This window comes from Moorena sp. SIO3B2, from assembly GCF_010692525.1.
GTDB lineage: Bacteria > Cyanobacteriota > Cyanobacteriia > Cyanobacteriales > Coleofasciculaceae > Moorena > Moorena producens.
The window spans coordinates 84936-96690 of the sequence record NZ_JAAHHE010000001.1 but is presented as its reverse complement, the minus strand read 5'-3'; the positions used below and the strand labels follow the sequence as shown (position 1 = coordinate 96690).

Genomic DNA, 11755 nt, shown 5'->3' with positions numbered 1-11755 from the left:
CAAGGAACCTAACAAAACAGCTGAAATTACTAAGGGTAGTTCTTCTGTGAAAATTGAGGGTAAACCAGTGGCGCGCATTGGTGACCCAGTTAAGACCTGTAGTGAATTACCCCCTCCCCACGGCACAGTATCCCCTGGGCCTGGTAAGCCGACGAAGGTATTTATTGGCGGTTGATAAGGAGATGTAACCATGACGACTACTGATTTTCTCGGAGTGGGATGGAATTTCCCCGTAGTACTCGACGAAAATAAACAAATCGAAATGGCCCAATATGAGGATAGTGTCCGCCAGTCGATTTGGATGATTCTGAGTACTTCTCCAGGAGAACGACTGATGCGCCCGGATTTTGGCTGCGGTATTCATGATTTAGTATTTGCCAGCAACAGCGCTGGGACAGCTGGACAATTAACAGTGGAGGTACGCCGAGCCTTGACCCAGTGGGAACCGCGCATTGAAGTTCTAGATGTAGGTGTCTACCCGGATGAGACCCAATTTAATCGTCTCCTGATAGAAATTAACTACCAAGTGCGCCGTACTAATAATCGCTTTAATTTAGTTTATCCATTCTATTTAGATTATTAATTTGGAGTGTGGGGTGTGGGGTGTAGGGTGTGGGGTGTGGGGTGTGGGGTGTGGGGTGTGGGGTGTGGGGTGTGCCACAGAATGCGATCGCATTCAAATTAATCACTCGGTTAATCTTCGGGTGGGCAGTGCCACAAAACGCGATCGCATTCAAATTAATCAGTCTCAAGCACTGCCCACCCTACATCTAGATCAACTTGTGATTAATCAAATGGTGGGGTGTGCCACAGAATGCGATCGCAACCAAATTAATCACTCGGTTAATTTTCGGGTGGGCAGTGCCACAAAACGCGATCGCATTCAAATTAATCAGTCTCAAGCACTGCCCACCCTACATCTAGATCAACTTGTGATTAATCAAATGGTGGGGTGTGCCACAGAATGCGATCGCAACCAAATTAATCTTCGGGTGGGCAGTGCCACAAAACGCGATCGCATTCAAATTAATGCCATGATGCACTGCCCACCCTACATCTGTTCCCTAGGTGGGCAGTGCCAACAAATGCGATCGCAATCAAATTAATGCCATGATGCACTGCCCACCCTACATCTACTGTTCCCTGTTCCCTGTTCCCTGTTCCCTACTCCCTACTCCCTACTCCCTACTCCCTAATTTCTTATGCAAGCTCCAAAGATTGATCAACGTAGCTATGAAGACATCGTTACCTATACGGAGGCGTGCGCTAAGGCGTTCACAGACTGGCGTCCTTTGGCAGATAACAAGCCGGATGGTGGTCGGTCACTAATTCGTATTTTTGGTCATCTGGCAACGATTGTCAGCGATCGCATCAATCAAGTCCCGGATAAAAACTTCCTCGCCTTTCTGGATTTGATTGGCACTAGCATTGGACCACCTAGACCAGCGCGAGTACCCTTGACCTTTTATTTGGCAACTGGTAGCACAGAAGCCTTGGTTCCTGCTCAGACGGAGGTGGCAGCACCGCCCACAGAAGGAGAGGAAGAAGAGGTCATTTTCGAGACCGAGCGTGATTTAGCCTTGACCAATGTGCAGCTGCAAGCAGTGTTTGTGCGGGAACCAGAACAAGACCGCTATAGCGATCGCACTCAGCAAGCAACGGGTCAAGAAGATGCTGCTTTTCTAACCTTTGCAGGGGATCAGCCCATCGAACATTCCCTCTATTTGGCTTGTGACGAGCTGCTCACCTTACCTGAATCGAAAACTCTCACCCTAACCATTGACTCTCCTAATGCAGTTGGGTTAGCAGCAGTACCAATCACTTGGTCTTACTGGAATGGTGAGGTTTGGAAACCAATACTAGGAATTATTGAGGGCTTAGAGGTTGAAATTGGCTATGGTGAAGTTATCGTCCAACCTGGAAAGGCGATAGATTACCAAGGTCGAGAGATTAATCTCCTTGAAAAATATGACCTTGACCTGAGCAGCAACACCAATCAAACTAGGCTAGTAGTAATTTCCTACAGTGACTCAGAACCAGTGGTGGAACTGATTGCTGAGACCGATACTAGCAAACCAGCGAATAGTCATATCCGTTTGGCCCGTCTAGACATTGACGACCAGAACCAAATTAGCAAGTCCTTCCCAAGCTTGACTAATTCAGGTGACAGTGAGTGGGAAGTGTCCATTGAGAATCTGCCAGTCCCCAGTCAGGAGAGTATTAATGGGATCAATGCTGCCTGGCTTAAAGCTCAGCTTACCAATACTCCTTTACCTCCACCTCAGTTATTGCCACAGATCAATCACATTAGTGCCAGTGTGCAGATTAATGGCAGTGATGTAGCACCAGAGTTGTGCTTTTTCGATACCGATGAACTGGATCTGAGCAAAGATTTCTATCCCTTTGGTGAGGAACCTGGTTTCAACGATACCTTTTATCTGGCTAGTCAGGAGGTTTTATCCAAACCTGGAGCTGAAGTTACCGTTGATTTGGTTTTAAGTAGTGATGCTCCACCGGTTAATACCACTGGGGGTGTGGAAGTCCGCTGGGAAGTCTGGAATGGTAGTACTTGGGAGATAGTTAAACATAATAGTTCTGGTCTGTCTGCTGCCAACTTCACGATTGGCGGTGCATTTACTTTCACCCTCCCTGACCAGATGGGACCCCAGCCAGTAAATGGGGAAAGTAATTATTGGCTTCGTGCTCGGATTATCACGGGTAATTATGGTACTGAGGAAGCTACCGCAGAAGAAACCAGTACCACACTCCAGCCATCTCGTGCCATTAGCACCACACTCACTCAAGCTGTCAGCAGTGGAGCCAATACCCTACAGGTCAGTAGCGCTAGTGGCTTTCAAGATAATGACTCTATTCTGATTGGGGCAGACACTAGTCAACCGGAATATGCGCAAATTAGTAGTATTAGCTCTAATACCCTAACTCTGACCAATACTATCTATTCCGACCATGCCAGTGGAGCAACGGTGGAACTTTTTGAACAAGAGGTCAGCAGTGGTATCAACACCATCATTCCTGAACTACTGCTGACTTTTTCAGCTGGTCACCCACCAGGAGGTATTGACTCAAACTATTACTCTGACTAATTTGTCAGTTTTACTGAGATCTAGTCTACCGTACTTTTAAAAGAGCCGCACCCAAATGATTTAGAATAGCTGTAGTTATGCACTAAATACATATTCTTATTAAGCTAGATCTTTCCGGACAATTTAGTTCTTTTTTGTAATAACTTTTTTAAATAAAAATCTGCGGAAACTTAACTAATGTTTATCTCAGACCTGATCAGGATTTAAGGATGATTTTCCCCAGAGGTATAATCCTTAAATTGCGTTTAGTCAACAATTGTCGATGAATCAAATCAGTGTTTATCATAAAACAGCGAATAAGTCAAAAAAATTTTGCCAAATCCAAGCAAGATTGATCAACCAATCAATTACAGTAAACAGATCACCTACTCAGCTGTTGACAACACTTCATTAAGAACCTGATTCTACTGTTTAGCAATGACGTCAGGACTAATATTCTCTAGTCAATACTAGGCTTCGGGCGTTGCTTAATAATGGAATGATTTGAAGCGTAGGTGCGCTTTCCGCATCTAATTATTAAATTCGCCACGGGTCGCACCTGTAGAATGGGCATCAGGCGTGGAACTGGCATCTTGCCAGTTTCAATAGATTTTCCGGCGGGCAGGATGCCCACTCTACTCCTATTCATTACTTGACTGACGGAACGCCAGACTTCGCCGTAAGATGACAGATGCAGATGGGGAGATGGCCATCTGAAATTGATCTGTAGCCGTGTGAGCCGTAAGAATTGGGATTAGATCACCATGATATTGACAATTAGCCCAAATTCTAATATAGAGTTGTCCCTTGTACTCAAGTCAATTGACCAATGAAGGCAGCAGCTTAATTTGGATGCCACAAAGCGCTAAAATAAGCCAGTGACCCTCCCTGTCCTATTCATAGGATTCGGAGAATCCAGCTTTTAATTGATACAATGCCCAAGACTTACACCGTCGAATTTAATCACGAAGGCAACACATACACTATAGAGGTGCCAGAGGATCAAAAAATTCTTGAAGCTGCCTATGGGGCGGGGATAGATTTACCCAGTTCCTGCACGGCTGGAGTCTGTACCACTTGCGCTGCCAAACGAGTAGCAGAAGGCAGTGTAGACCAAACCGATGGTATGGGTTTAGGGCCAGAACTCCAAGCAGAAGGCTATGTGCTGCTGTGTGTAGCTTATCCCCGCTCTAACCTGAAATTTGACACCTCAAAAGAAGATGAAGTGTATGACCGGCAGTTTGGTCAGCCTTCATAAGGTCTATGCTGCTATATAATCAAATACCATTAGCCTAATAGCTAGACTGAATGGTTAGCTTCATCCGCGCTTATGCCCCACGTCCGCACCGTTCGCGTAGCGGCTCCCTAGGAGCAAGGTTGGCGTGGGATGAATGGCGGAAACGAACTTTGATACTTTGTTACCGTCTATGATGAAAATAGTAGGGTAGTCAAATTAAGAGCTAACCGCCACCTACTAACTGAAAAATAGAACGAGTTGTATTGTTCCGGTGCGGAGGGGCATCCCGTGTCGTCAATAAAGCTTGCCGAGCATCCGAACCGTTGGGTGGAGTTGGCAAGAAGCCCACACTGTAATCTCTGATTCAGTGTGGGAGTATGTCACATAGATTAGGATAGCCAGATTATCCTAATTAGAATTAGGGAGAAAACAATGACAACCCATTTCATTACTGCAGAAATTGACCTCCAAGAGTCCCCTAAGGAACTGCACCAAGCCATTGAAGCAGAACTACAAGAACGGGGAGAACCCCTGCGCTGGGCGGTTACTCATGTAGACCCTGAGCAGGAGAAAGCTACGGTAGAAGCTATTGTAACTAAATCAGTCAATAGTAAGTGAATCAGCGTCCCTATACCGTTGTTTTAATCATTCCTACTGGTGTAGGAGCGTCGATTGGTGGCTATGCCGGGGATGCCTTGCCAGTAGCTAGAGCGATCGCACAAGTTTGCGATCGCTTAATCACCCATCCCAATGTCCTCAATGGTGCCCAGTTGTACTGGAACTTACCCAACGCCTTCTATGTAGAAGGCTATGGCCTTGACAAATTTGCCGCTGGATCCTGGGGATTACGCCCTGTACATCAGAACCGGGTGGGATTACTCCTGGATCAGGGGATTGAACCGGAATTACGTTTGAGACACCTACAAGCAGCAGATGCCACCAGAGCTACCCTAGGACTGAATCTAACCGACTACGTAGTTACAGATGCTCCCTTAAATGTAGAACTGCGCACAGCAGCATCTGGAGCCAGTTGGGGAACAATTGGAAATCCCGATAGTTTATTGCGAGCAGCCCAAGTCCTGATTGAGCAAGCTGGAGCAGATGCGATCGCAGTAGTAGTGCGTTTTCCCGATGACTTTGATAGTGAAGCATTGCAAGATTACCGTCATGGTCGAGGCGTAGACCCCCTGGCTGGTGCTGAAGCCATTATCAGTCACTTGATTGTTCGTACCTTTCAAATTCCCTGTGCTCATGCACCAGCATTGATGCCTTTACCCATCGATCCTAAATTGTCACCTCGTTCAGCAGCAGAGGAATTGGGCTATACCTTCTTACCCTGTGTTTTAGTAGGATTGAGTCGCGCTCCCCAATTTGTGGTCAACCAAAAAAATTCCCCCTCCTCCCTTGCTAATCCAGATTCTCAAACGATTTCCTCAAAACCAGGGGACATTTGGGCTGATGATGTAGATGCCATTGTCATACCAGCAACCGCCTGTGGTGGTAGTGCAATGTTAAGCTTTAGCCAGTTGCAAACCCAGATCATTGCCGTTGAAGAAAACCAAACTACCATGGAAGTACCTCCAGAACCTTTGGGAATTAAAGCAATACGAGTAAACTCATATTTAGAGGCTCTAGGCTTGCTGGTTACCCATCGTGCTGGGATCAGTCCTAACGCTCTGAGTCCATCCCTATCATCAAAAAATTGGGTCTGAAACCCCGTTCTTCTAGGGCGGCTTTGTGTTAGAATTATGTAGACGCAGTGACCTGAAAAGAAAAGGTGAAAATCCCAGTAGTGGGACGCTTTGGTTAAATGGTAGTTACCCGAAATGGGTGCTCGGTCAAAGACTCCAATCCCAGCCCTCTACAAGCAGAAGTCTTTTTGGTGAGCGAATCAAATCAAAACTTTTAAAGTAGACTCAATGGCAATAAGCTGGAGAGAGTAGAGGCAATTGGCACCGCCAAGTGGACTGCCGATTTCTTGGTACTACGGTACGGGAAGTCGATGTGGTTGTTACGAGCAATGCCCTTGGGTATCTCCTCTAAAGAATCCTCGCACCAAAAGGCCGGGGAGTGTCAACTCTGCGTCGCTTACATTTTTCCTAGTGACAAAACAAATTCCCGATAATCCCGAACTTGAACCCCTAACCCGCATCCAAGTACTAGTGGCAATGGGTATAACTGCCGTAGTGTTACTAATCTTTGCCAAGCTATGGCTGCAACTAGGTAAGCTGAGTCTCCTGCCCATCAAATTTACCCCCAATGCCCTACTTATAGGACTAGGCATGGGGTTGGGAATTACTGGAGCCAGTGGCTTAGTGTATCGTCTTTGGCCAGCTTATCGCCAGAGTGCAGAAGTATACCTAAAGTTAATTCTCAAGCCCCTAATCATACCAGATTTAATGTGGCTAGGACTGTTGCCCGGTATGAGTGAAGAATTACTGTTTCGGGGTGTGATGTTGCCAGCAGTAGGGTTAAATGCTATCGGTATCATAGCCTCCAGTATGCTATTTGGGATTTTGCATCTAAGCGGTATCCAACAATGGCCCTATGTAGTTTGGGCAACCCTTGTTGGTTTGCTTCTGGGGTATAGTGCGGTAGCAACAGACAATTTACTCGTACCAATAGTAGCTCATATCGTCACCAACTTTGTGTCTAGTTTGGTATGGAAATTGGGTAATTTAGAAAATACAACATAGACTAGAAAAGACTATTAAATTTAATTAAAAATCCCAAATATAAAATTAAAAATCAAATAAAAATTAACAACTAAATAAAAATTAAATAATAATCTTTAATCAATTGTGATAATTTTTATGCCCGACTCCCGACTCCCGACTCCCGACTCCCTTTGCTAAATAACAAATGAACTACCCCGTCCTGGTCGTTCGCGTAGCGTGGCCTACGGCCAGGACAGGGTGTCAGCAGACCCGTCCTTAGAACGTGATTTTTGACGCTTCATCTTTCCTAGTTGCCTCATCGATCCAGTATGCTTACTGGTCTTTGAGGTAGAGCTAGAAAATCCACGTTTATCGAGGTCAGTCCCGTACCCCGGCTGTTTTCCTAGGGCTGCATTGAACATTACCATTGTGCTTGTCTTGTCTCTATCAAGTTCAAAGCCGCAAGCATCACAGACATGGTATCTATTCGACAGTTCAGCCCAATTCTTGTGAACCTTTCCACATTCTGGACAACGCTGAGATGGCTTTAATTGTCTAGTCGGTAGTTGAAGGACAATTCCGCCTTTGAGTTCAATTTTGTAGGTGAGCATTTTATTAAGAGTGCCAAATCCTACGTCTAAAATAGCCTTGTTCAATCCAGCTTTTTGTTTTTTCCTTTTTGACCCTTTCTTAGCTTTTCGGGTCATTCCTTTTGTGTTTAGCTTCTCAGTTACGCCGATGTCATAACGACTAGATAAATCTGACGTAACCTTGCGATGCAGCGCGGTCTTGGGGGTTTCCCCCATGAGCGACTGCATCAAGACGTGTTGCCAATCTCTACGTGCGTTAGCCGCTTTTCTATTCAATTGGGATTCCTTTTTGTTGGCTTTTTTCCAACGCTTAGACGCCTTAATCCCTTTCTTGAAATTAGGAGCCTGCTTCCTACGCTTTTCCTTGCCAGCAGCTTTTACCTTAGGTTCTAGAGTCTTTGTAAAACGCCGGTTAGCTATTTCCTCAAACTCGCTGCCATTGAAGGCTGTAATCGCAGTCTCAGTACCTAGGTCGTACGCTACGATTTTCTCGTATTTTAAGTCAGATTCTGAGCCATATTTAGGATCAGGAGTTTCTGTCTTAACAGTTATTGAAGCATACCAAGCATTTATACTGGGCTTGTAAGTAATTGTCAGAGTCGTTGGTGTCCCCCAAGACTTGGCTTGACCACGCATCTTTATAGTGAGTCCGAGGTCATTTAGCGTCAAGGTTCCATCTTTTCCGTTAGTGTCAGTCTTCCAACCAGCCTTGCTAGGGTAAGTCCATCCGGAGTATTTGCGAATTGGCTTATATTTTGGAATTCCACCTAACCCTTGAAAGAACCGATTATATGCAAGGTCTACTCTCTTCAGAGTAGCCTGCAAAGAAGTGCTATACAACTCCTTGTATTCCGGCCAGCATTTCTTGAAATCGGGTAAACAATTTTGTTGGTCAAGGTATCCTATAGATTTTTTATTTGCTTTCCACTCATAACGGCGATCAGCTATCCCAGCGTTGTAGAGTAACTGGTGAAGTTTTCTTGCATAAAACATCTTTGATGTAGCTGTTTTGTTGGGATATAGACGGAATGTCTGCCTGAGAATCGCCATGAGTGGAATCACATCATTGAATTCTGTGCTCTTTATTTGCTATACTATTAGTATAGTTGATGGTAAATAGAAAGGTCAAGCACAAAAAGGAAAAATCCTCAGAAAAGAATGAGAGGAGCACCTGCTCATTATGACGAGATAAAAAGACAGCACGGAATCTGGCTTACAGACACTACTTGGAAATGGTTACAGCTAGCAGCTAAAGACTCTGGGGTAAGCGTTGGAGAATATATAGAGAGCTGGGTCAGGAAGCAGGTTTATAGTATTTGTTCGCGTAGCGTGGCCGTAGGCCAAGGGGCTATCCATCCCAGAGACGAAACCTTAGGATAGTGGAGCCTTTATGGTTGGTCGGCTATGTATAAAAGGGTTAAAACTTTTTGATTAAGGCTCCACTATCCTTACGGTAACTTCAATACCTGAACCTTCGCGTAGCGTGGCCGTAGGCCAGGTGGGGGAATTTCGCCCCCTCAAACTCTCCCTATTTTGTTAAAAATTGATTAATGCGATCGCTTCGACTAGAATCCGATGTTCTTGGACTTGAATCCGGGCATGGAGGGTTTCTGGGGTATCATCGGGTAGCACCGGAACAGCTGCCTGGAAAAGGATGGGACCACTGTCAACATCTAGACTGACCACGTGAACCGTACACCCTGTAATTTTTACCCCAGCCTCAAGGGCTTGTTCCACCGCCCGCACGCCTTTGAAACTAGGTAATAAGCTGGGATGGATATTGAGAATCCGATTAGGAAAAGCGTCTAGGAGTACCTGTGTCACCACTCGCATCCAACCAGCCATCACGACCCACTCCACCTCATACTCTTGTAAAGTTTGGACAATTTGTTGATCGAAATCTTCCCGTTTTTTGATCCGGTGATTATGTAGGACTGCTGGAATGCCGTATTTTTCCGCTCTAGCTAACGCTTTAATGCCTGGGTTATTGTAAATGAGCACGCTGATTTGGGCATTGAGTTGGCCGTTTGCGATCGCACTAGCTATCGCTTCAAAGTTACTGCCACTTCCGGAAGCCATCACTCCCAGTTTCAGAGGGGAAGTAGTCGGTAAGGAGTCTACACTCTTTTGGAGAGAAATGCTAGGGGAAATCAAGCTGGGGCTGGAATCTGGAGAAGTGAGATTGGCAGTCATATCGGGAAATGCGATCGCACAGTCATAAGCATTACCTATACATACTCATTTTATAGCTTGGCATGTTGATCGAAATGATTGTCTGTAACCTTCCTACCCTTATGTTCCTTTTAAATGTAGGCTGTTATAAGTAATTTTGCTTAGGAATTTTCCAATTTTGTCTGAGTAAGGCTTTTATAATTTAGATCCTGATTTGCGAGTATAAATTCCTATTAGCTTGGGGTAGCCAAAACCGATGCTAGGAAAAGATTTAAGGATTATCCTCACTCTGGCAGCCCAAACCTAATAAAAATCGAAATTTATCATGGATATGCGGATTTGGAATGATATGATCGCGGTGCAATTAAGAGTAGGATAAAAGGCGATATGATGAGGCAAGCACCTGTTTCTCCTGTGGTGCTAGTTATCTTAGACGGTTGGGGTTACCGCGAAGTAACTGATGCCAATGGGATAGCCCTAGCAAACACCCCTGTAATGGACAGCCTCTGGGCTGCCTATCCGAGTACATTAATTCGCACCTCTGGAAAGGACGTGGGACTCCCAGAGGGTCAAATGGGCAATTCGGAAGTGGGGCACTTGAATATAGGTGCTGGGCGTGTGGTGCCTCAAGAACTTGTGCGCATCTCTGATGCGGTGGAAAATGGCACTTTAAACGATAACCAAGCTCTTGTGCAAGTATGCCGAGAGGTTAAATCTCGGGGTGGGAAGATGCACATCGTGGGTTTGTGTTCTGAGGGTGGGGTGCATTCCCATCTCAATCACCTCCTGGGATTGCTAGCGCTAGCCAAAGCCCAAAATCTATCTGAGGTCTATATCCACGCGATTACCGATGGTCGTGATACTAAACCGACCGAGGGGATTGAAGCAATTCAAAAAATTCAAGATTATATTGATCAAGTTGGCATTGGATGCATAGCCACTATTAGTGGTCGCTACTACGCCATGGATCGAGACCGACGCTGGGAAAGGATTTCAAAAGCCTATGAAGTCATCACTCAGGATGGTCCTGGAAATGCTATCTCAGCAGCAGAATTCCTCAAGGAGTCTTATGAGTCAGACATTACTGACGAGTTTATCTTGCCCACACGGCTTACTCCTGGAGCTGTGACAGCAGGAGATGGAGTAATTTTCTTTAACTTCCGTCCAGACAGAGCCCGACAGCTTACCCAAGCCTTGGTGGATCCTAACTTTGATGGCTTTGAACGGGAACAGATCAAACCCCTAACCTTTGCCACCTTTACCCAGTATGACCCCAATTTTCCGGTATTGGTGGCCTTTGAACCTCAGAACTTGACTAATATTCTGGGGGAAGTTATTGCCCAGCATGGGTTGCGCCAATTCCGAACTGCGGAAACAGAAAAATACGCCCACGTCACTTACTTTTTTAATGGTGGTCTAGAAGTTCCCTTCGAGGGTGAAGACCGGGAATTGGTGCAAAGTCCGATGGTAGCAACCTATGATAAAGCACCAGCCATGTCAGCTAAGGAAGTGACCAATGAAGTGATCGCAGCCATCGAAAAACGCATTTACTCCCTGGTAGTGATTAACTATGCCAACACTGATATGGTGGGGCATACTGGCAATGTAGAAGCCTGCATAAAAGCAGTGGAAACCGTAGACCGCTGCCTAGGACGCTTAATTGATAGGATTATTAAAGTTGGTGGCACTACCCTGATTACTGCTGACCACGGCAACGCCGAGACTATGCGCGATGAGACAGGTAATCCTTGGACAGCTCACACGACCAACCCAGTACCCTTTATCCTAGTAGAAGGGGAAAAATTAAAAATCCCTGGACATGGAACAGAAGTTGCATTGCGCTGTGATGGATGTCTGGCAGATATTGCCCCGACCATCTTGGAAATCTTGCAACTCCCCCAGCCAAAAGAAATGACTGGGCGTTCTATGATCCAACCCGCTGAGTTGGAAGTCCGTAATAACCGGACACCCGTGCGAGTTTCTCTATAAAACTTCAAGTTGAGAACCCCTTTGTTT

Annotated in this window: 13 protein-coding genes; 10 read left to right on the top strand and 3 right to left on the bottom strand. The window is 45.6% G+C overall.

The annotated features are described in order from the left end of the window. Positions 1 to 25: 25 nt before the first annotated feature. The 4 genes from F6K38_RS43160 to F6K38_RS00205 all read left to right on the top strand — a co-directional run bounded on the left by F6K38_RS43160 (position 26) and on the right by F6K38_RS00205 (position 3104). A complete protein-coding gene (locus F6K38_RS43160) occupies positions 26 to 175 on the top strand; it encodes a PAAR domain-containing protein (RefSeq protein WP_353737154.1) in 150 nt (49 codons plus the stop codon). Positions 176 to 190: 15 nt separating this feature from the next. Next, positions 191 to 583 (top strand): GPW/gp25 family protein, encoded by a 393-nt coding sequence (locus F6K38_RS00215; RefSeq protein ID WP_008184152.1) that lies wholly within the window; start codon positions 191 to 193, stop codon positions 581 to 583. A 64-nt stretch (positions 584 to 647) separates the two neighbouring features. Then, positions 648 to 1106 (top strand): hypothetical protein, encoded by a 459-nt coding sequence (locus F6K38_RS00210; RefSeq protein ID WP_287293298.1) that lies wholly within the window; start codon positions 648 to 650, stop codon positions 1104 to 1106. A 96-nt stretch (positions 1107 to 1202) separates the two neighbouring features. After that, a complete protein-coding gene (locus F6K38_RS00205; RefSeq protein WP_287355878.1) occupies positions 1203 to 3104 on the top strand; it encodes a baseplate J/gp47 family protein in 1902 nt (633 codons plus the stop codon). Between the two features lie 439 nt (positions 3105 to 3543). On the opposite strand, the gene F6K38_RS00200 is transcribed toward F6K38_RS00205, so the two are convergent. Beyond that, positions 3544 to 3732 carry a hypothetical protein gene (locus tag F6K38_RS00200; RefSeq protein WP_131827212.1) on the bottom strand — a complete coding sequence of 63 codons (189 nt, stop codon included), beginning with the start codon at positions 3730 to 3732 and terminating at the stop codon, positions 3544 to 3546. Positions 3733 to 4017: 285 nt separating this feature from the next. Between F6K38_RS00200 and F6K38_RS00195 the strand changes: the two genes are divergently transcribed. The 4 genes from F6K38_RS00195 to F6K38_RS00180 all read left to right on the top strand — a co-directional run bounded on the left by F6K38_RS00195 (position 4018) and on the right by F6K38_RS00180 (position 7016). Next, the gene (locus F6K38_RS00195; RefSeq protein ID WP_008191861.1) at positions 4018 to 4341 is read left to right on the top strand and encodes a 2Fe-2S iron-sulfur cluster-binding protein; all 324 of its coding nucleotides are present in this window, start codon (positions 4018 to 4020) and stop codon (positions 4339 to 4341) included. A 411-nt stretch (positions 4342 to 4752) separates the two neighbouring features. Further along, positions 4753 to 4938, top strand: coding sequence for a DUF8621 family protein (locus F6K38_RS00190; RefSeq protein ID WP_008191859.1), 186 nt, complete (start codon positions 4753 to 4755; stop codon positions 4936 to 4938). Next, positions 4935 to 6032 (top strand): DUF3326 domain-containing protein, encoded by a 1098-nt coding sequence (locus F6K38_RS00185; protein WP_008191858.1) that lies wholly within the window; start codon positions 4935 to 4937, stop codon positions 6030 to 6032. The genes F6K38_RS00190 and F6K38_RS00185 overlap by 4 nt, the downstream gene beginning before the upstream one ends. Positions 6033 to 6422: 390 nt before the next feature. Then, a complete protein-coding gene (locus tag F6K38_RS00180) occupies positions 6423 to 7016 on the top strand; it encodes a CPBP family intramembrane glutamic endopeptidase (RefSeq protein WP_008191857.1) in 594 nt (197 codons plus the stop codon). Positions 7017 to 7219: 203 nt separating this feature from the next. On the opposite strand, the gene F6K38_RS00175 is transcribed toward F6K38_RS00180, so the two are convergent. Then, positions 7220 to 8617, bottom strand: a complete 1398-nt coding sequence (locus tag F6K38_RS00175) for an RNA-guided endonuclease InsQ/TnpB family protein (RefSeq protein ID WP_008191855.1) — start codon at positions 8615 to 8617, stop codon at positions 7220 to 7222. Between the two features lie 108 nt (positions 8618 to 8725). Between F6K38_RS00175 and F6K38_RS00170 the strand changes: the two genes are divergently transcribed. Then, the gene (locus F6K38_RS00170) at positions 8726 to 8947 is read left to right on the top strand and encodes a hypothetical protein (protein WP_287355877.1); all 222 of its coding nucleotides are present in this window, start codon (positions 8726 to 8728) and stop codon (positions 8945 to 8947) included. 156 nt (positions 8948 to 9103) lie between these two features. Here F6K38_RS00170 and purN read toward each other — a convergent pair whose 3' ends face one another. Beyond that, a complete protein-coding gene (gene purN, locus F6K38_RS00165) occupies positions 9104 to 9760 on the bottom strand; it encodes a phosphoribosylglycinamide formyltransferase (protein ID WP_008191850.1) in 657 nt (218 codons plus the stop codon). A gap of 369 nt (positions 9761 to 10129) precedes the next feature. On the opposite strand from purN, the gene gpmI reads away from it, so the two are divergent. Further along, a complete protein-coding gene (gene gpmI / locus F6K38_RS00160) occupies positions 10130 to 11728 on the top strand; it encodes a 2,3-bisphosphoglycerate-independent phosphoglycerate mutase (protein ID WP_008191848.1) in 1599 nt (532 codons plus the stop codon). Positions 11729 to 11755: the final 27 nt, after the last annotated feature.

Coding starts and splice junctions, on each gene's coding strand:
- F6K38_RS00215 (WP_008184152.1), top strand. CDS start 191: ATGACGACTACTGATTTTCTCGGAGTGGGATGGAATTTCCCCGTAGTA.
- F6K38_RS00205 (WP_287355878.1), top strand. CDS start 1,203: ATGCAAGCTCCAAAGATTGATCAACGTAGCTATGAAGACATCGTTACC.
- F6K38_RS00200 (WP_131827212.1), bottom strand. CDS start 3,732: ATGAATAGGAGTAGAGTGGGCATCCTGCCCGCCGGAAAATCTATTGAA.
- F6K38_RS00195 (WP_008191861.1), top strand. CDS start 4,018: ATGCCCAAGACTTACACCGTCGAATTTAATCACGAAGGCAACACATAC.
- F6K38_RS00190 (WP_008191859.1), top strand. CDS start 4,753: ATGACAACCCATTTCATTACTGCAGAAATTGACCTCCAAGAGTCCCCT.
- F6K38_RS00175 (WP_008191855.1), bottom strand. CDS start 8,617: ATGGCGATTCTCAGGCAGACATTCCGTCTATATCCCAACAAAACAGCT.
- F6K38_RS00170 (WP_287355877.1), top strand. CDS start 8,726: ATGAGAGGAGCACCTGCTCATTATGACGAGATAAAAAGACAGCACGGA.
- purN (WP_008191850.1), bottom strand. CDS start 9,760: ATGACTGCCAATCTCACTTCTCCAGATTCCAGCCCCAGCTTGATTTCC.
- gpmI (WP_008191848.1), top strand. CDS start 10,130: ATGAGGCAAGCACCTGTTTCTCCTGTGGTGCTAGTTATCTTAGACGGT.